Raw genomic sequence first — 19,520 nt, 5'->3', positions numbered from 1 at the left:
TTGTCGGCTCCCGTCTTCTGGGCGGCAGTTGTCTGTGTCGCGCGCTTCCGTGAGGTAGACGCCCGTTCGGGCGTCGACACCTTCCTCGCCGGGACGCCTTCTTCGGCGGTCCCGGTTCCTGCGGCGGGGGCGGGCCGCTCCGCAGCGGCCTTCCTCGCCGGGGTCTTCTTCGCCGCGGCCCTCTTCGCGGCGGCCTTCTTCGCCGGCGCCGTCTTCCCCGCGGGCTTCCTCGCCGGGGCCTTCCCGGCCGCGGCCTTCCTCGCCGGGGTCCTCTTCGCCGGAGCCTCCGCACCAGCCACCGCCTCGCCGGCAGCGGTCTCCGCCGGGGCCTCCTCCGCGGCCTTCTTCTTCCCCGCCGCCTTCTTCCCCGTCTTCCCGGCGGCCCTCTCGGCCGCCGTCTTCCGCGCAGCGGTCTTCGCGGGGGCCCGCTCCGCACCCGCGGCCGCCCCCGCCGTCTTCCTCATGGCTGTCTTCCTCCCCGCGGACCGACCCGGGGGCGTCTCCCCGGACTCCGCGGCCGGGTCGCCGGCGGCCTGCTCCGAGGCCGCCCGCCTGGCCCGTGCGGCCTGCTTCGCCGTGGCCTTGCGGGCGTCCGCCATTCCGGCGGCGGTCTCCGCGGGAGGGGGCTTCTTCGTGGCCCTGGCCACGGCCGCCTGCCGCGCCGGCGCCTTCTCGGCGACCGCCCGCTTCGCCGTCGTCTTCTTCGTCGTCTTCTTCGTCGCCGCCCGCTCGGCGGTCGTCCTCCGCGTCGCGGCCCGCTTCTCCGGGGTGCCTCCGGGGTCGCCGGTGGTCCCGGTGTCCCGCGTGCGCTCCTCGTGTCCGGCGGGACGCGCGGCCGCGGCGGCGTCCGTCACCTCGCGGCGCTCCTGCGGCGCGTGACCGGTGGCCGTGGGCCCGCGGTCAGCGGCGCTCCTCCGGGCGGTCGCCGCCCGTCCGGCGCTCCGGTCGGCCGGTGCCGTCCTCCCCTGCGCCGACGCGCCCTGCGCCTTCTTCCTGGTGCCCTTCGCGGTGCCCTTCGCGGTGCCTTTCGCGGTGCTCTTCGTGGTGCTCTCGGCAGCGGTCTTCGCGGCGTTCCGCCCGGCCGTCTTCGCGGCCTTCGCCGTGGTCGTCGGCTGGGCCGCGGTCTTCGCCGGCGCAGCCTTCCTCGCGGCTGCCGTCTTCTGCGCGGCGGTCCTTCTCACCACCATGGCCGCGACCCCTTCACATATTGTGATCTTGCTCGCGAATCGTGACCGGAACGATAAATCGACTCCTCGTACGCGGCAACGGGGCGCGCCGGTCCCTTCGCGATCTTCGTCCGCCCCGGGAGGCGGCCTTCGCGGGGCGTCGGTATGCCTCGCGAAGGCGTTGTGCCCAGCCCTGGGCCCTGAAAACCGGTCGGCGCGGTCCTCCGCGGCCCGTACACTGGGGGAAGCGACAGGCGTGGATGGGGACGAGTAGCGCCGTACGCAGCCGAGAGCGACCCGGGGACGGTGGGAGCCCGGGGGCGAGCGCGACGTGAAGATCACCCCGGAGCCGCCGGAGGAAAGCCCGGCCGTGACGGCGGGCGAGTAGAACCGGCAGCGCGACCCCAATGAGGGGGCGGCGGTCTCCGCCGCCAAGGAGGGTGGTACCGCGGGAGTCCGCCGGTGAGGCGGTTCCTCTCGTCCCTCCGACGGAAGCACACGTGTCCGCCGGAGGAAGACGACCCGATGAGTCAGTCGCAGGCCAAGCCGCTGTACCGCCAGGTGCCCGCCCAGGTCGACCTGCCCGCGCTCGAGCACGCCGTGCTCGACTTCTGGCGCGAGCACAAGGTCTTCGCCCGCAGCCTGGAGCAGTCCGAGGGCCGACCCGAATGGGTGTTCTACGAGGGTCCGCCCACCGCGAACGGCATGCCCGGCGCGCACCACATCGAGGCCCGGGTCTTCAAGGACGTGTTCCCGCGGTTCCGCACCATGCGCGGGTACCACGTCGCCCGCAAGGCGGGCTGGGACTGCCACGGGCTGCCGGTCGAGCTGGCGGTGGAGAAGGAGCTCGGCTTCAGCGGCAAGAAGGACATCGAGAACTACGGCATCGCGGAGTTCAACGCGCAGTGCCGCGAGTCCGTGACCCGGCACACCGACGCGTTCGCCGAGCTCACCACCCGGATGGGCTACTGGGTGGACATGGACGACGCGTACCGCACCATGGACCCGGAGTACATCGAGTCCGTGTGGTGGTCGCTGAAGGAGATCTTCCGGAAGGGCCTGCTGGTCCAGGACCACCGGGTCGCCCCCTGGTGCCCACGGTGCGGGACGGGGCTGTCGGACCACGAGCTGGCCCAGGGGTACGAGACCGTGGTCGACCCCTCGGTCTATGTGCGCTTCCCGCTGACCTCCGGCCCGCTGGCGGGCGAGGCGTCCCTGCTGGTCTGGACCACGACGCCGTGGACCCTGGTGTCCAACACCGCGGTCGCCGCACACCCGGAGGTGACGTACGTCGTCGCCACGGACGGCAACGAGCAGCTCCTGGTGGCCGAGCCGCTGCTGGAGAAGGCGCTGGGCGAGGGCTGGACGGCCACCGGCCGCTCCTTCACCGGCGCGGAGCTGGAGCGCTGGACCTACGAGCGGCCCTTCTCGCTGGTGGAGATCCCGGACGCGCACTTCGTGGTGAACGCCGACTACGTCACCACCGAGGACGGCACCGGCCTGGTCCACCAGGCGCCCGCCTTCGGTGAGGACGACCTGCTCACCTGCCGGCGCTACGGCCTCCCGGTGGTGAACCCGGTGCTGCCGGACGGCACCTTCGAGCCGGAGCTGGAGCTGGTCGGCGGCCGGTTCTTCAAGAAGGCCGACGAGGCGCTGGTGGCGGACCTGGAGGAGCGCGGCAGGCTCTTCCGGCACGTGGCGTACGAGCACAGCTACCCGCACTGCTGGCGCTGCCACACCGCGCTGCTCTACTACGCGCAGCCGTCCTGGTACATCCGCACCACCGAGATCAAGGACGCCCTGCTCCGGGAGAACGAGAACACCCACTGGTACCCGGACTCGGTCAAGCACGGCCGCTACGGCGACTGGCTGAACAACAACATCGACTGGGCGCTCTCCCGCAACCGCTACTGGGGCACGCCGCTGCCGGTCTGGCGCTGCCCGCAGGACCACCTGACCTGCGTGGGCTCGCTGACCGAGCTGAGCGAGCTGACCGGGACCGACCAGTCGTCCCTGGACCCGCACCGGCCCTACATCGACGAGGTGGTATTCCCCTGCCCGACCTGCCGGGAGACGGCCACGCGCGTACCCGAGGTGATCGACGCCTGGTACGACTCCGGCTCGATGCCGTTCGCGCAGTGGGGCTACCCGTACCGCAACAAGGAACTCTTCGAGAAGCGCTATCCGGCGCAGTTCATCTCCGAGGCCATCGACCAGACCCGCGGCTGGTTCTACACGCTGATGGCCGTGGGCACCCTGGTCTTCGACCGCTCCAGCTACCAGAACGTCGTCTGCCTCGGCCACATCCTGGCCGAGGACGGCCGGAAGATGTCCAAGCACCTGGGCAACATCCTGGAACCCATCGCACTGATGGACCGGCACGGCGCCGACGCGGTGCGCTGGTTCATGGCGGCCGGCGGCTCCCCCTGGGCGGCCCGGCGGGTGGGCCACGGCACCATCCAGGAGGTGGTCCGCAAGACCCTGCTGACCTACTGGAACACCGTGGCCTTCCAGGCGCTCTACGCCCGCACCTCCGCCTGGGCGCCCGGCCCGTCCGACCCGGCACCGGAGGACCGGCCGCTGCTGGACCGGTGGCTGCTGAGCGAGCTGCACGCACTGACCGACCAGGTCACCGTGGCGATGGACAACTACGACACGCAGCGCGCGGGCAAGCTGCTCTCCACCTTCGTGGACGACCTCTCCAACTGGTACGTGCGGCGCTCCCGTCGCCGCTTCTGGCAAGGCGACGCGGCGGCGCTGCGCACCCTGCACGACACGCTGGAGACGGTCACCCGGCTCATGGCGCCCCTGGTCCCCTTCATCACCGAGCGGGTCTGGCAGGACCTGGTCGTCCCGGTGGACCCGGACGCCCCGGACTCCGTGCACCTGGCGCGGTGGCCGGAGGCCGATCTGGAGGCGATCGACCCGGAGCTCTCCGGTGACATGCTGCTGGTGCGCAGGCTGGTGGAACTGGGGCGCGCGACCCGCGCGGAGTCCGGGATGAAGACCCGGCAGCCGCTCTCCCGCGCGCTCGTCGCGGCACAGGGCTTCTCCACCCTCTCGCCGGACCTGCGCCGGCAGATCGCCGAGGAGCTGAACGTCAACGAGGTGGCCTCGCTCTCCGAGGTCGGCGGCTCGCTCGTCGACACCTCGGCCAAGGGGAACTTCCGGGCGCTCGGCCGGCGCTTCGGCAAGGGCACGCAGGCCGTGGCGAAGGCGATCGCGGACGCGGACGCGGCGGAGTTGTCACTTGCCCTGCGCCAGGGCGCCGCCACCATCGAGGTGGACGGGGAGAGCGTCACGCTCTCCCCGGACGAGGTCATCATCACGGAGACGCCGCGGGAGGGCTGGTCCGTGGCCTCGGACTCGGGTGCCACGGTGGCCCTGGACCTGGAGATCACCCCCGAGCTGCGCCGGGCCGGCCTGGCCCGGGACGCGATCCGGCTCATCCAGGAGGCGCGGAAGAACTCCGGGCTGGACGTGGCGGACCGCATCGCGCTGCGCTGGACGGCCACCGACGCGGACGTGCGGCAGGCGCTGACGGACCACTCCGGGCTGATCGCGGAGGAGGTGCTGGCGACGGACTTCGCGGAGGGCGAGGCCGACGCGGCGTACGGCGAGCCGGTGACGGACGAGGCGCTGGGGCTCTCCTTCCGCCTGCGGAAGGCCTGACCCTCCTCCGGAGCGGTCCCGGGGCGCTGCTCCCGGGACGGTGGTCCCCGGGGCGGTGCTCCCCGGGGTGGCAGTCCCCGGGGCGATGCTCCCCGGGGTGGCGCTCCAGAGCCGCTGGTCCCCCGGGGGCGCTGCTCCCGGGGCGGTGGTTCCCGTCCCCGCCGCGGGAGCGGGAGGACGGCGGTACCGGCGGGGCACGGGCTGCCGCCGCCGATGTGACCGCGGGGCCGCACCGCCCCGCGCGGTCGCCCCGGACGGCCGGCACGGCACGGCGGTCTCCGGCAGCCCAGCTGCCGGCCGTTCCCGCCACCGGGCGCACGGGAACGGCCGCGGGCCGGACAGGAGCGGTGCTCCGTCCGGCCCGCGGCCGTGGGTGCCGTGTGTGCCGCCCTCAGGCGGTCAGTTGTCGTCCTCGTCGATCAGGAAGCCCCGCATCGGCGAGGGGGCCTGCTGCACCTGCTGCTGCGGACCGCCCTGGGGCCGGACCGGAGCCATCGGCTGGGTCATCGCCGGGGACATCTGCTGCTGGCCGCCACCGTAGCTCTGGCCACCGCCCTGGGTGTGCCCGCCGGGGCCGCCGTGACCGCCCATCGGCTGGCCGCCGCCCATGGACTGGCCACCGCCCATCGACTGGTGTCCGCCCATGGTGCCGCCGCCCGACGGGGCGCCGGCCGACGCCATCGAGGGGGAGGGCGGCAGCGACGCCGTGGCGGGGGTCCGCGGGGGCGCCAGGGAGTCGTCGGCCTGGTTCTCGAGCTGGCGGAGCTGGCTCTCCAGGTACGACTTCAGGCGGGTGCGGTACTCGCGCTCGAAGCCGCGCAGGTCCTCGACCTTGCGCTCCAGCGTGGCGCGCGCGGACTCCAGGGAACCCATGGCGACCCGGTGCTTCTCCTGCGCGTCCCGCTCCAGCGCGTCGGCCTTGGCGCGGGCGTCCCGCTCCAGGCCCTCGGCACGGCTGCGGGCCTCACCGACGATCTTGTTGGCCTCGCTGCGGGCCTCCGCGATCGCCTGGTCCGCGGTCTGCTGGGCCAGCGACAGCACGCGTGCGGCGCTGTCGTTGTTCTGCCCGCCACCGGGAAGCTGCGGACCACCGTGTCCGGGGCCGCCCATCGGGCCGCCCTGCGGACCACCGTGGCCGCCCATCGGGCCGCCCTGGGGGCCATGGCCCTGCTGCGGACCTCCGGGACCGGCAGGCAGCTGCGGCTGTCCGCCCGGCAGCTGGGGGGGTCCGCCCATCCCCTGCTGCTGTTGCGGCGGCACCGGCTGCGGTCCGGATATGGCGGCGGGCACGGGTGCACCGCCCGGCCGCTGCTGCTGCTGCTGTTGCTCCTGGCCCTCGGGCTTGCGCATGCCGCCGCCCTGCTGCTGTTGCTGCTGGCTCTGAGCGGCAGCGCGCGTCGCGGCCGCGAGCTTCGCCCGCAGGTCCTCGTTCTCCCGGAGGAGACGGGTCAGCTCGGCTTCGACCTCGTCGAGGAAGGCATCGACCTCGTCCTCGTCATAGCCTTCTCGGAGGCGGACGGTCGTGAACTGCTTGTTCCGCACGTCCTCGGGGGTCAGTGGCATCTCTTCACCTCAACGTAAGTCGTCGGCATATCGGCAAGACCATTGGAATCGTTCACAGCCCGGCCACGACGCTGATCAGGATGTAGACGATGATCATGAGTACGAAGAAGGACAGGTCGAGCGCCACGCCCCCGAAGCGCAGCGGCGGAATGAACCGCCGCAGAAGCTTGAGTGGCGGATCGGTGACAGTGTAGGTGGCCTCCAGGATGACCACCATCGCCTTGCCGGGTTGCCACGAGCGGGCGAACTGGAAGACGTAGTCCATCACGAGTCGGAAGATCAACACGAGCATGAAGCACCACAACGCGATGTAGATCACCTGCTGTGCGATGGCCATCTCGCTGCGCCTCTCCCCTGGCTCGTGCGGCCCTGCGGCCGTCTCCCTCGATCCTGCGTCTCAGCTCTGGTTGAAGAACCCGCCCTCTGCGATGCGGGCCTTGTCCTCCGCCGTTACATCGACGTTAGCAGGAGACAGCAGGAAGACCTTCTGTGTCACCCGTTCAATGCTTCCGTGCAGACCGAAGACCAGACCGGCCGCAAAGTCGACAAGTCGCTTCGCGTCCGTGTCGTCCATCTCCGTCAGATTCATGATCACCGGAGTGCCCTCACGGAAGTGTTCCCCGATGGTACGGGCTTCGTTGTAGGTCCGGGGATGCAGTGTGGTGATCCGGTAGGGCTCCCGCTCGGACACGACCTTGGGCATGATCACCGGTGCGCTCTTCTCCAGGTTCTGACGTTCGGGTGTGATGGATGACACGGGAGCAATCCTCCCGCCTCGTCCGCTTTCACTCGTCGCCGGAGGCGGCGAGGGCTCGCGCTCCCGCTGGGCCGGCGGCACCATCCGCACCGGCTCCTCGGGCTCGGTCTTCTGCAGGGAGTGCTGCGAGGGGGGCTCCTGCCGACGACGGTCACGCTCGGGCTCCGGCTCGGGCTCGAACTCGTCGTCGGGGTCGAACCCCGGGCCGTCGTACCCATCGTCCTCCACGAGGCCGAGGTAGACCGCCATCTTGCGCATCGCGCCGGCCATTGACTGCGTCCTCCGCTCTGTGGTGGGTCCCCTGCCCCCGGCGGGGGCGGCCCCAGGCTCCCGTCGCCGGTGGCCTTGGATCCACGTGGCCCCCGCCGCCCGAATAGTCCGTTTTGACGGGAATGACCATATTTTCTGCTGTGGTCCGACTTGCTTGGCGACGTTACCCGAGCCGCGGTCGGACTCCGAGTACCGCACTGCCGACGCGTACATGTGTCGCACCGGCCGCGACTGCCTCCTCGAGGTCCGCGCTCATCCCTGCTGACACCATGTTCGCAGCAGGATGCCCGGCCCGCAGGCGGGTTGAGATTTCCGCCAGCCGCTCGAACGCCTCGCCGGGACGTCCCGCGTACGGGCCGGAGAGCGGCGCGACCGTCATCAGCCCCGCCAGCCGCAGACCTTCGGCGGCGGCCACCGCGTCCGCCAGCTCCGGCACCCGCTCCGGCGCCGCCCCGCCCCGGGGGCCGGCCGCCCCGGCCGTCCCGGCCTCCGCGTCGAGGGCCACCTGGAGCAGGCAGTCCAGCGTGCGTCCCGCACGGACCGCCGCACCCGAGAGCGCGCCGACCAGCCGCTCCCGGTCGACCGAGTGCACGGCGTCGGCGTAAGCCGCCACCGATCTGGCCTTGTTGGTCTGGAGCTGGCCCACGAAGTGCCAGCGCAACGGCAGCCCCGCACAGGCCTCGGCCTTGGGCGCGGCCTCCTGGTCGCGGTTCTCGGCGACGTCCCGGACGCCGAGCTCCGCCAGCAGCCGTACGTCGCTCGCCGGGAAGGTCTTGGTCACCACGATCAGCGTGACGTCCCCCCGCTCGCGCCCCGCCGCGCGACAAGCGCGGGCGATGCGCTCCTCCACCCGGGCGAGACTGGCGGCCAGTTCGGCCCTGCGCTCCCCCTCGGGCACCTGCTCACTCATGGTGTGATCTTTCGCTCACTTCGGCCAGCCAGACATAGCCCGCCAGCCGGCCCGTCGTCCGGTCCCGGCGGTACGAGAAGTGGTCGCCCGACTCCAGCGTGCACACGGGCGACTGTTCCACGGTGGTGACCCCCAGCTCCGCGAGCTGGGCGTGCACGCCCGCCGCCACATCCACCGCCGGTGTGCCCCGGCGCGTGGTGGCGTACGCCCCGGGCACCACGCCGGCCACCGCGGCGCGCATCTCCTCCGGAACCTCGTAACAGCGGCCGCAGACAGCGGGCCCGGTGCGGGCGACGATCCGCGCCGGGTCGGCGCCCAGTTCCGTCATGGCGCGCACCGTCGCCGGGACGATCCCGGCCACCAGCCCGGGCCGGCCGGCGTGTGCCGCCCCGGCCACCCCGGCCACCGGCTCGGCCAGCAGCACGGGGACGCAGTCGGCGGTCAGCACGGCGAGCGCCAGGCCCCTGCGGGTGGTGACCACCCCGTCGACGGGCTCCCCCTCGCCGGTCCACGGCCGGTCGACGACCGCCACCGTGCGGCCGTGCACCTGGCGCATCCAGACCACCCGGGCCGGGTCGAGACCCAGTCCGGCGGCCGCCCGCCGGCGGTTCTCCCGGACGGCGGCGGGGTCGTCGCCGACCGCGCCGCCGAGGTTGAGGGTGCCATAAGGAGCGGCGCTCACCCCGCCCCACCGGTCGGTGAAGGCGAAGTGCGCGCCGCTGGCCGTGTCCTGCTGTCGTATCACCGCGGAAGCGTCCCGCTCACTTCAGGAAGTCCGGGACGTCCAGTTCCTCTGCCTGGCTGTCCTGATAGGGACGGGCCGGCGGTACCTGGGGCTGCGGCGGGGGCGCCGGCACCTCGGCCGCGCCCGGGGCCGGCTCGGCGACCGGGGTGGTCGCGTCGTCCTCCCGCGGACTCAGCACCCCGAGGGCGGGCCGCTCCGGCTCCTCGGCCGGCGGCCGGGCGGCCGCGGAGGAGCTCTCCTCCTTGCCGCCGTAGGCACCGAGCACCTTGTCGCGGTTCTTGGACGGCGGCTGGCCGCCGTCGAACCCGGCCGCGATCACCGTGACGCGCACCTCGTCCCCGAGAGCGTCGTCGATCACCGCGCCGAAGATGATGTTGGCCTCGGGATGCGCGGCCTCGCTGACGAGCTGTGCCGCCTCGTTGATCTCGAACAGGCCGAGATCCGACCCGCCGGAGATGGACAGCAGCACCCCGCGGGCGCCGTCGATGGACGCCTCCAGCAGGGGCGAGGAGATGGCCATCTCGGCCGCGGCGACCGCGCGGTCGTCGCCGCGCGCCGAACCGATGCCCATCAGGGCGGACCCCGCCTCCGACATGACCGACTTCACGTCGGCGAAGTCGAGGTTGATGAGGCCCGGGGTGGTGATGAGGTCGGTGATCCCCTGCACACCGGAGAGCAGCACCTGGTCCGCGGACTTGAACGCGTCCAGCACGCTGACCTGGCGGTCCGAGATGGACAGCAGCCGGTCGTTGGGGATCACGATGAGCGTGTCCACCTCGTCCCGGAGGGCCGCGATGCCGTCCTCGGCCTGGTTGGCCCGGCGGCGGCCCTCGAAGGTGAACGGACGGGTGACGACGCCGATGGTGAGCGCGCCGAGGGAACGCGCGATGTTGGCGACCACGGGCGCGCCGCCGGTGCCGGTGCCGCCCCCCTCGCCCGCGGTGACGAAGACCATGTCGGCCCCCTTGAGGACCTCCTCGATCTCCTCGCGGTGGTCCTCGGCGGCCTTGCGCCCGACGTCCGGGTTGGCCCCCGCGCCGAGGCCGCGGGTGAGCTCCCGTCCCACGTCGAGCTTCACGTCGGCGTCGCTCATCAACAGGGCTTGCGCATCGGTGTTGATCGCGATGAACTCGACGCCCTTGAGACCGACCTCGATCATCCTGTTGATGGCGTTCACGCCACCGCCGCCGATACCGACGACCTTGATGACTGCGAGGTAGTTCTGCGGTGCTGCCACGTCGAAGGCCTCTCGCCTCGAGTTACGTATCCCTGTGGGGCGGTCCGAACGCCGACCCGAACCCCAACCGTGCAGTTTAGGGTTACCAGTGCCTGTACTTCCCTGGAGTCTTCGCAACGGACACTAAGTCGACAAGTGCTGGGTGTTCAACGAACACGCCGAACCTCCCGTTTTTCTTTTCACCCTATGTGATCAGGCCGAGCAGTGCTGATCCAGGGTGCTGGCCTGCACGTATGTACGTCAACTCCCGGACACCGCCGGTGCGCTGGGCACGCTGACGTCGAAGTGCCGGGCGTCCTTCGCGGCTTTCCGCAGCGCCGTCAGCGCACGCGCCTTCGCCGCACCGTGGCCGGGACCGCCCCACAGGACGGTACGGCCACCGGTCAACTCCACGGTGACGGAGTCGTAGGAGCGGACCCGCACGACCCGGGTCTCCTCCCGCACCGGACCGGGCAGCGCGGTCACCACCGTGGCGGCGGCACGGCGCAGCGCGGCCGGCGGGAAGGCCCGGGCGGAGGGCGAGCGGCGGGCCTCCATGCGGAGAAGCGGAACTCCCCCGGGTGGCTTCCCGACCGCCGCAAAACGCACCCCTCCGGCGTCCACTTCGACGTATTTTCCGGCCTTTTCCAGGACCAGTTCCGGCTTTCGCTCCGTCACCTTCACGCCGATCCCGCCGGGCCAGGACCGCTCCACCCGTACCTCGGCGACACGCCGCAGCGCGGTGCGCACCCGCTGCTCCACCCGGGCGGTGTCCACGGAGGCGAGCGGGGTACCGAGCGGAACCCCGGCCGCAGCGCGCACCTGGCGCTCCGTCAGCACCCGGGTGCCGTCCACGGAGACCTGCTCCACCCGGAACCAGGAGGAGCCGTAGAGCGCCCAGACCGCGAAGCCGGCGCACACGGCCACGGCGGCGACCGGCAGCAGGGCCCGGCGGCCCGGCAGCCGGAGGCGCCGGGCGGCCGGCTCCCCGGCCGGCCCGGTCGCCCGGGTCTGGCGCGGCGCCGGTGCGCCCTCCCGGCGCCCGCGCCGTTCGGCGGTCCTCGTCGGTCCGGCCACGCGCTCCCTGCCCTCTCGCGCCTCTCGCGCCTGTCCCGCTCTCGCGCCTCACGCTGCCGCTACGCCTCCCGGCGCGCCGCCATCGCCTCGTACACCATGCCGACCAGCAGCTCGTCCGCGTCCCGGCGACCGAACTCGGCCGCGCACCGGGCCATGTCGTGCAGCCGGTGCGCGTCGGTCAGGACCGGGAGCACGTTCTCCTTGATCCACTCGGGCGTCAGCTCGGCGTCGTCCACCAGCAGCCCGCCGCCGGCCTTGACCACCGGCTGGGCGTTGAGCCGCTGCTCGCCGTTGCCGATGGGCAGCGGGACGTATGCGGCCGGCAGTCCGACGGCGGAGAGCTCCGCGACGGTCATCGCGCCCGCGCGGCACAGCATCATGTCCGCCGCGGCGTACGCGAGGTCCATCCGGTCCACATACGGTACCGGCACATAGGGCGGCATTCCGGGCATGTGGTCGAGCTGCGGCAGGTCGTTCTTCGGGCCGACCGCGTGCAGGATCTGGATGCCGGCCCGCTGCAGGTGCGGAACCGCGGTCTGGACGACCTCGTTCAGCCGGCGGGCGCCCTGCGAGCCGCCCGTCACCAGCAGCGTCGGGAGGTTGGGGTCGAGGCCGAAGGCCTGCCGCCCCTCCGGGCGTGCGGCGCCGCGGTCCAGAGTCGCGATGGAGCGGCGCAGCGGGATGCCGACGTAGCGGGCGTGCCGCAGCTTGCTGTCGGGGGTGGAGACGGCGACGAACCGCGTGTAGCGGGAGCCGATCTTGTTGGCCAGACCGGGCCGGGCGTTGGCCTCGTGCACCACGATCGGGACGCCGAGCCGCTTGGCGGCGAGATAGGCCGGCAGGGCGACGTAACCGCCGAAGCCGGCGACACAGTCCGCCTTGGTGCGCTCCAGGATCTGCTCGGCGGCCTTGATGGTGCCACGCAGCCGCCCGGGCACGGTGATCAGCTCGGGGGTGGGCTTACGCGGCAGCGGCACCGCCGGGATCAGCTCGAGCTCGTACCCCCGCTCCGGGACGAGCCGGGTCTCGAGACCGCGCTCCGTGCCGAGGGCCGTGATGCCCACGGTCGGGTCCTGCCTGCGCAGGGCGTCCGCGAGGGCGAGCGCGGGCTCGATGTGGCCGGCGGTCCCCCCACCGGCGAGTACGACATGCACCGAAATTCACCGCTCTCCGGACGGCGGGCGTCCGGCCCGCCGTCTCATCGTCGTCCATCTCACCCCAGCCCGTCTCCTGCCGAGGCCGAGCACGGGCTGCCGCGCGGCCAGAGCCGCCCGCGCCGCGGGCTCGCTGCGCGCGAAGGCGATCAGCAGCCCGACGGCGAACATCGTCGGCAGCAGGGCGGACCCGCCGTAGGAGAACAGCGGGAGCGGGACACCGGCGATCGGCAGCAGGCCGAGCACCGCACCGATGTTGATCCCGGCCTGCGCCGTGATCCAGGTGGTCACGCCTCCCGCGGCATACCTGACGAAGGGGTCCTCCGTGCGTCCGGCCACGCGGATACCCGCATAGCCTAGAGCCGCGAAGAGAGCGAGCACCGACAGCGTCCCCGCCAGACCGAGTTCCTCCCCGGTCACGGCGTAGATGAAGTCGGTGTGCGGTTCGGGGAGTTGCCCCCATTTTTCCACACTCGCGCCGAGCCCGGAACCGAACCATCCGCCGGAGGCCAGCGCGTAGATCCCGTGCACGGCCTGCCAGCACCGGTCGTCCGGCCCCGGGTCCGTGGCGCCGAGGCAGCCGAGCCGCGCCATCCGGTTGGGGCTGCTCCGGATCAGCAGCAGCCCGAGGGCGACGGCCACCCCGAGCACCCCGGCGAAGAGCCGGGTGGGCGCACCCGCCAGCCAGAGCAGCCCGAAGAGGATCGCACTGACGATGATCGCGGTGCCCATGTCGCCGCCCAGCATGATGAGGCCGAGCAGCAGCAGGGAGCAGGGCACCAGCGGCACCAGCAGGTGCTTCCACTGGGTGAGCAGCCGCCGTTCCCCCTTGCGGGCCAGGAGGTCCGCGCCCCACAGCACCAGCGCCAGCTTCGCGAACTCGCTGGGCTGGAGCTGGAAGGGCCCGCCGAGCTGGATCCAGTTCTGGTTGCCGTTGACGGCGTGGCCCACCCCGGGCACCTGGACGAGGCAGAGCAGCACCAGGGAACCGAGCAGGAGCGGGTACGCGGTGGCGCGATGCAGCGCCAGCGGCATCCGGGAGGCGAGCAGCAGGAGCCCGGCCCCCAGCACCGCGGCGAAGAGCTGCTTGCGGAAGTAGTAGGTGGAGTCCAGGCCGGACCGCAGCGCCTCGATCTGGGATGCGGAGAAGACCATCACCAGGCCCAGCCCGGTCAGCAGCAGGCTGCCGCCGAGCAGCAGGTAGTACGCGGTCAGCGGGCGGTCCCAGGCGCGGCGGGCGCGGGTGGGGAGCCCGGCGAGCCCCTGCAGCCCGGCCTCCCGCTGCCGCGGGGGCCGGCGCGGCGGCCGCCGGGGCGCGGGCGCGGAGGGGAGCGCGGTACGCGGGACGCGGCGCGTACGCCGCCCGGCGGGGCCGGCGGCCCGTTCGGCGGTCATCTCCGTGTCCCCTCCTCTTCGCCCGTGCCGGCGGTCCGGGGACGCGACGTCAGCGCTCCCCGGCCGCGGGGCCGCCGGTGAGCGCGTGCACCGCCGCCGCGAAGGCCTCGCCGCGCCGGATGTAGTTGGTGAACATGTCCATCGAGGCACAGGCCGGGGCCAGCAGCACCGTGTCGCCGGGGCGGGCCAGGCGTGCGGCGTCGCCGACCGCGGCGGCCATCGCCCCAGTGTCCGTCCGGTCGAGGTCCACGACCGGGACATCCGGCGCGTGTCGTCGGAGCGCCTGCCGGACGAGGTGCCGGTCAGCCCCGAGGAGGACGACGCCGCGCAGGCGCTTCGCCGACCGGGCGACCAGCTCGTCGAAGTCCGCGCCCTTGGCGAGCCCGCCGGCGATCCAGACCACGGAGTCGTAGGCGGCCAGGGAGGCCTCGGCGGCGTGCGTGTTGGTGGCTTTGGAGTCGTCCACGTAGCCGACGCCGCCGACGTCCGCGACGTGCTCGATCCGGTGGGCCTCCGGACGGAACGCGCGCAGCCCGCCGCGTACGGCGGCCGGCGGGACCCCGAAGGCACGGGCGAGAGCGGCGGCCGCGAGGGCGTTCGCGACGTTGTGCGGGGCGCCGGTCGCGACGTCGGAGACCTCCGCGAGCTCCTGCGCCCGGTGGTGCCGGTCCTCGACGAAGGCCCGGTCGACCAGGATGCCGTCCACCACCCCGAACTCGGACGGGCCAGGGCTCCCCAGGGTGAAGCCGACGGCCCGGCAGCCCTCGACGACGTCGGCCTCGCGCACCAGCCGCTCGGTGACCGGGTCGGCGGTGTTGTAGACGCAGGCGACGCGGTTGCCCTCGTAGATCCGGCCCTTGTCGGCGGCGTACGCCGCCATGGAACCGTGCCAGTCGAGGTGGTCGGGGGCGACGTTGAGCACCACGGCGGAGTGCGGGCGGACGCTCGGCGCCCAGTGGAGCTGGTAGCTGGAGAGTTCGACCGCCAGCACGTCGTACGCCGCCTCGCCGTCCTCCTGCCGGAGCACGGTGTCGACCAGGGAGACGCCGATGTTCCCGACCGCCTCGGTGCGCAGCCCGGCGGCCTCCAGGATGGCGGCGAGCATCCGCACGGTGGTGGTCTTGCCGTTGGTGCCGGTGACGGCCAGCCACGGCGCGGCGTCCGGGCCGCGCAGCCGCCAGGCCAGCTCCACGTCGCCCCAGACCGGGACGCCCGCCTCGGCGGCCGCCGCGAACAGCGGACTCGACGGGGGGAAGCCGGGGGTGGTGACGATCAGCTCGGTGCCCTCCGGCAGCGTGCGGTCGTCGCCCAGCCGTACGGCGATGCCGTGCTCCTCCAGCTCCGCGGCCTGCCGGCGGGCGGGTTCGCCGTCGGCGCCGTTGACCACGGTGACCCGGGCGCCGAAGCGGTGCAGGGCGCGGGCCGCGGGGACCCCGCTGACCCCGAGCCCGGCGACCGTGACCCGGCGCCCGGTGAACTCCTCGGCGTGCGGGGTGCTCAATTGGTCGCCGCCCAGCCCGCGTAGAAGATGCCGACGCCGACGATGGCGCACATGCCCTGGATGATCCAGAAGCGGACCACCACCAGCACCTCGGACCACCCCTTGAGCTCGAAGTGGTGCTGGAGGGGCGCCATCTTGAACACCCGCTTGCCGGTCAGGCGGAAGGAGCCGACCTGGATCACCACGGACATGGTGATGAGCACGAAGAGGCCGCCCAGCACGGCGAGCAGCAGCTCGGTGCGGGAGCAGATGGCCAGCCCGGCGAGGGCGCCGCCGAGGGCCAGCGAGCCGGTGTCGCCCATGAAGATCTTGGCCGGCGAGGTGTTCCACCACAGGAAGCCGAAGCAGGCGCCCATCAGCGCCGCGGCGACGACGGCGAGGTCGAGCGGGTCGCGCACCTCGTAGCAGCCGGGCCCGGCGGTGGGCAGGTTGGCGCAGGACTCCTGGTACTCCCAGACGCCGATGAAGGTGTAGGCGCCGAACACCATCACGGAGGCACCGGTGGCCAGGCCGTCCAGCCCGTCGGTGAGGTTCACCCCGTTGGACATCGCCAGGATCATGAACAGCGCCCAGAGGACGAACAGCACCGGGCCGATCGACCAGCCGAAGTCCTGGGTGAAGGAGAGCTTGGTGGACGCCGGGGTGAGGCCCCGGGCGTCCGCGAAGTTGAGCGCGAGGACCGCGAAGGCGACACCGACGATGAGCTGGCCCGCCATCTTCGCCTTGGCCCGCAGCCCGAGGCTGCGCTGCTTGACGATCTTGATGTAGTCGTCCAGGAAACCGACCAGGCCCATGCCGGCGAAGAGGAAGAGCACCAGCACGCCGGAGAAGGTGGGCTGGCTGCCGGTGAGCAGCTTGGTCAGCGCGTACGCGGCCAGCGTCGCCAGGATGAAGGCGATGCCCCCCATGGTGGGCGTGCCGCGCTTGCTGTGGTGGTTGCGCGGCCCGTCGTCCCGGATGAACTGCCCGTAGCCCTTGGAGGCGAGCAGCTTGATCAGGAGGGGGGTCCCGATGAGGGACAGGAAGAGTCCGATGACTCCGGAGAAGAGGATTTGCCTCATCGGGCGGTGACCTCGCCCTCGAGAAGGCCGAGCGCGACACGCTCCAGGCCGGCCGAACGGGAAGCCTTCACCAGGACGACATCCCCCGGGCGCAGCTCTCTGCGCAGCAGGTCGACCGCCGCCTGAGCGTCGGACACGTGCACCGACTCCTCACCCCACGAACCCTCGTTCTTGGCGCCCATGTCCAGCCAGACGGCCTCCTGGCCACCGACCGCCACGAGCTTGCTGACGTTGAGCCGGACGGCGAGCCGTCCGACCGCGTCGTGCTCGGCCAGCGCCTCGTCGCCGAGCTCGGCCATCTCCCCCAGCACCGCCCAGGTCCGCCGGTCCCGTCCCATCGCGGCCAGCGCCCGGAGCGCGGCCCGCACGGAGTCGGGGTTGGCGTTGTAGGCGTCGTTGACGACCGTGACGCCGTCGGCGCGCTCGCTGACCTCCATCCGCCACCGCGACAGCGTCTCCGCAGCGGAGAGCGCCGCGGCGATCTCCTCCGTGGGCATGCCGGCCTCGTGAGCGACGGCGGCCGCGGCGAGCGCGTTCGACACGTGGTGCTCACCGTACAGGCGCATGGTCACGTCGCTGCACCCGGCCGGTGTGCGAAGCGTGAAGGCAGGCCGACCGTGCTCGGTGAGCCGGACATTCTCGGCACGGATGTGGGCGTCCGGGGACTCCCCGAAGAGCACCACGCGGGCGTCGGTGCGCGCGGTCATGGCCCGCACGTAGGAGTCGTCGGCGTTGAGCACGGCCACCCCGCCCTCCCCGGCCGGCGGCAGCGCCTCGACCAGCTCGCCCTTGGCGCGGGCGATCTGCTCCCGGCCGCCGAACTCGCCGATGTGCGCCGTACCGACGTTCAGGACCACGCCGGTGGAGGGCGGGGTGACGCGGGTGAGATCGCGGATGTGGCCGATGCCGCGGGCGCCCATCTCCAGTACCAGATGGCGCGTGTCCGGGCCGGCCCGGAGGGCCGTCACCGGGTGGCCGATCTCGTTGTTGAACGACTCGTGGGTCCACACGGTGGGCCCGAGGCGCTCCAGGAGCTGGGCGATGAGGTCCTTGGTGCTGGTCTTGCCGGAGGAACCGGTCAGGGCGACCACCCGGGTGTCGAGGCGCCGGACGCTGTGGCCGGCCAGGGTGGCGAGGGCGGCGGTGACGTCCTCCACGAGGACGGCGGGGACGCCGACGGGCCGGGTGGCGAGCACGGCCACCGCGCCCGCGTCCACCGCGGCCCGGGCGTAGTCGTGGCCGTCGACGCGTTCGCCGGCGTAGGCGGCGAACAGGCAGCCGGGGGCGGCGTCGCGGGAGTCGATCACGACCGGTCCGGTGACCCGCAGGTCCGGGTCCGGTATGTCGCACTGCTGTCCGGAGACCACAGCGGCGAGCTCGGCGAGGGAGAGGGGGATCATGGATTCTGGTCGTCTGTCCGGGAGGTCGGGGCGCGGTCCGCGGCGGCCTGCTCGATGGCCTCGCGGAGCACCTGCTTGTCGTCGAAGGGGCGTACCACTCCGGCGATGTCCTGGCCCAGCTCGTGGCCCTTGCCCAGCACGAGCACGGTGTCTCCGGGCTCGGCGCGGGCGACGGCCGAGGCGATCGCGGCGGCCCGGTCCTCTTCGACCAGAACGATGCCGCGCTCGTGCGCGGGCACCTCGGCGGCGCCCGCGAGCATGGTGGCCAGGATCGCGAGGGGGTCCTCGGAGCGGGGGTTGTCGGAGGTGAGCACGGCGGTGTCGGAGAGCCGGGCGAGCGCCTGGCCCATCGCGGGCCGCTTGTGCGGGTCGCGGTCGCCGCCACAGCCGAGGACCGCGTGCACCCGGCCCTCGGTGACCTTGCGGACGGCGTAGAGGACGGACTCCACGGCGTCCGGTTTGTGCGCGTAGTCCACCACGGCGAGGAAGGGCTGGCCGGCGTCGACCCGCTCCAGCCGGCCGGGGACCCCGGGGACCGCGGCGACGCCGTCCGCGGCGGTCTGCGGGTCGATGCCGGCCACGGCCAGCGCGGTGATCGCGGCGAGCGCGTTGGCGACGTTGAACGGGCCGGGCAACGGCGCGTGCGCCCGTACGGACACCCCGCCCGGGCCGCGCACGGTGAAGTCGGAGCCCAGCCGGCCCACGGTCACGTCCGCGGCCCGCCAGTCCGCGTCCGGGTGCCCCTCCGCGGAGTAGGTGGTCACCGGGACCTCGGACTCGCCTGCCAGCCGCTGGCCGTGCTCGTCGTCGATGTTGACCACGCCGGCGCGGGAGCGGGCCTTGGTGAAGAGCTGCCGCTTCGCCCGGTAGTAGTCCTCCATGTCGGGGTGGAAGTCCAGGTGTTCCGGGCTGAGGTTGGTGAAGACCGCGACGTCGAAGACGCAGCCGTCCACCCGGCCCAGCACCAGGGCGTGGCTGGAGACCTCCATGGCGACGGAGGTGACGCCGCGCTCCCGCATCACGGCGAAGAGCGCCTGCAGCTCGGTGGCCTCGGGCGTGGTGCGCTCGGCCTTCAGGCGCTCGTCGCCGATCCGCGACTCGACCGTGCCGATCAGGCCGGTGAGCCCGCCGTCCTTCTCCGCCGCCTTCCGCAGCCCGCCCTCGATCAGGTACGCCGTGGTGGTCTTGCCGGAGGTGCCGGTGATGCCGATCTGCAGCAGGTCGCCGCCGGGCTCGCCGTAGATCGCGGCGGCCAGCTCCCCCATCCGGGCGCGCGGGTCCGGAACGGTGAGCACGGGCAGCCCGGTGGCCGCGGCCCGGTCGGTGCCGGCCGGGTCGGTCAGCACGGCGACGGCGCCCAGGCTCTCGGCCTGGGTGGCGAAGTCGGCGCCGTGGAAGCGGGCGCCGGGCAGCGCGGCGTAGATGTCGCCGGGCCGCACCGCGCGGGAGTCGTGGGTGATCCCGGTGGCGGCCGCGTCACCGGCCGGGGCCTCGGTCCCGAGCCGACGGGCGAGCTCGGCGAGCGGCACCGGGCTCAGTTGCGCCGGGCGGGGCGGTGCGGTGGGGTTCTGATCAGCTTGTGGCACGGCGGTGAGCGTACCGGGCGGACGCCCGCCGTCGCGAAGCGAGGGGC

The 19,520-nt window shown here is 73.0% G+C and carries 15 protein-coding genes; 2 read left to right on the top strand and 13 right to left on the bottom strand.

Annotation, left to right across the window (positions count from 1 at the left end):
• Together HOY81_RS08080 and ileS are read left to right on the top strand one after the other, a co-directional pair.
• Positions 1-879 carry a hypothetical protein gene (locus tag HOY81_RS08080; RefSeq protein ID WP_237319549.1) on the top strand — a complete coding sequence of 293 codons (879 nt, stop codon included), beginning with the start codon at positions 1-3 and terminating at the stop codon, positions 877-879.
• 812 nt (positions 880-1,691) lie between these two features.
• Positions 1,692-4,838, top strand: a complete 3,147-nt coding sequence (gene ileS, locus HOY81_RS08075) for an isoleucine--tRNA ligase (protein ID WP_237319548.1) — start codon at positions 1,692-1,694, stop codon at positions 4,836-4,838.
• 399 nt (positions 4,839-5,237) lie between these two features.
• On the opposite strand, the gene HOY81_RS08070 is transcribed toward ileS, so the two are convergent.
• From HOY81_RS08070 to HOY81_RS08010, 13 genes are all read right to left on the bottom strand, one after another.
• Positions 5,238-6,401 (bottom strand): DivIVA domain-containing protein, encoded by a 1,164-nt coding sequence (locus tag HOY81_RS08070; RefSeq protein WP_237319547.1) that lies wholly within the window; start codon positions 6,399-6,401, stop codon positions 5,238-5,240.
• 52 nt (positions 6,402-6,453) lie between these two features.
• Positions 6,454-6,738: a YggT family protein gene (locus tag HOY81_RS08065; protein ID WP_237319546.1), complete on the bottom strand. Its 285-nt coding sequence runs from the start codon at positions 6,736-6,738 to the stop codon at positions 6,454-6,456.
• Between the two features lie 60 nt (positions 6,739-6,798).
• Positions 6,799-7,428 carry a cell division protein SepF gene (locus tag HOY81_RS08060; RefSeq protein WP_237319545.1) on the bottom strand — a complete coding sequence of 210 codons (630 nt, stop codon included), beginning with the start codon at positions 7,426-7,428 and terminating at the stop codon, positions 6,799-6,801.
• A 163-nt stretch (positions 7,429-7,591) separates the two neighbouring features.
• Entirely contained in the window at positions 7,592-8,338 is a 747-nt protein-coding gene (locus tag HOY81_RS08055) for a YggS family pyridoxal phosphate-dependent enzyme (RefSeq protein WP_237319544.1), read from the bottom strand.
• Positions 8,331-9,083 (bottom strand): peptidoglycan editing factor PgeF, encoded by a 753-nt coding sequence (pgeF, locus tag HOY81_RS08050; RefSeq protein ID WP_237319543.1) that lies wholly within the window; start codon positions 9,081-9,083, stop codon positions 8,331-8,333. The genes HOY81_RS08055 and pgeF overlap by 8 nt, the downstream gene beginning before the upstream one ends.
• A gap of 16 nt (positions 9,084-9,099) precedes the next feature.
• Complete coding sequence (gene ftsZ / locus HOY81_RS08045; RefSeq protein WP_237319542.1) at positions 9,100-10,320, bottom strand: cell division protein FtsZ; 1,221 nt, start codon at positions 10,318-10,320, stop codon at positions 9,100-9,102.
• Positions 10,321-10,560: 240 nt separating this feature from the next.
• Positions 10,561-11,376: an FtsQ-type POTRA domain-containing protein gene (locus HOY81_RS08040; RefSeq protein ID WP_237319541.1), complete on the bottom strand. Its 816-nt coding sequence runs from the start codon at positions 11,374-11,376 to the stop codon at positions 10,561-10,563.
• A 59-nt stretch (positions 11,377-11,435) separates the two neighbouring features.
• Positions 11,436-12,530, bottom strand: a complete 1,095-nt coding sequence (murG, locus tag HOY81_RS08035; RefSeq protein ID WP_237319540.1) for an undecaprenyldiphospho-muramoylpentapeptide beta-N-acetylglucosaminyltransferase — start codon at positions 12,528-12,530, stop codon at positions 11,436-11,438.
• 6 nt (positions 12,531-12,536) lie between these two features.
• A complete protein-coding gene (ftsW, locus tag HOY81_RS08030) occupies positions 12,537-13,925 on the bottom strand; it encodes a putative lipid II flippase FtsW (RefSeq protein WP_237319539.1) in 1,389 nt (462 codons plus the stop codon).
• 49 nt (positions 13,926-13,974) lie between these two features.
• The gene (gene murD, locus HOY81_RS08025) at positions 13,975-15,426 is read right to left on the bottom strand and encodes a UDP-N-acetylmuramoyl-L-alanine--D-glutamate ligase (protein ID WP_237319538.1); all 1,452 of its coding nucleotides are present in this window, start codon (positions 15,424-15,426) and stop codon (positions 13,975-13,977) included.
• On the bottom strand, positions 15,423-16,487 hold the full coding sequence (gene mraY / locus HOY81_RS08020) for a phospho-N-acetylmuramoyl-pentapeptide-transferase (protein ID WP_237319537.1): 1,065 nt from the start codon (positions 16,485-16,487) through the stop codon (positions 15,423-15,425). The genes murD and mraY overlap by 4 nt, the downstream gene beginning before the upstream one ends.
• Entirely contained in the window at positions 16,484-17,887 is a 1,404-nt protein-coding gene (murF, locus tag HOY81_RS08015) for a UDP-N-acetylmuramoyl-tripeptide--D-alanyl-D-alanine ligase (protein WP_237319536.1), read from the bottom strand. Before murF ends, mraY begins: the two co-directional genes overlap by 4 nt.
• On the bottom strand, positions 17,884-19,473 hold the full coding sequence (locus tag HOY81_RS08010; RefSeq protein WP_237319535.1) for a UDP-N-acetylmuramoyl-L-alanyl-D-glutamate--2,6-diaminopimelate ligase: 1,590 nt from the start codon (positions 19,471-19,473) through the stop codon (positions 17,884-17,886). Before HOY81_RS08010 ends, murF begins: the two co-directional genes overlap by 4 nt.
• Between the last annotated feature and the right edge of the window lie 47 nt (positions 19,474-19,520).

This window comes from Streptomyces sp. JJ36 (genome assembly GCF_021696945.1).
GTDB lineage: Bacteria > Actinomycetota > Actinomycetes > Streptomycetales > Streptomycetaceae > Streptomyces.
Note: the sequence above shows the minus strand (reverse complement) of the source record. Positions and strands in the feature narration are given on the sequence as shown.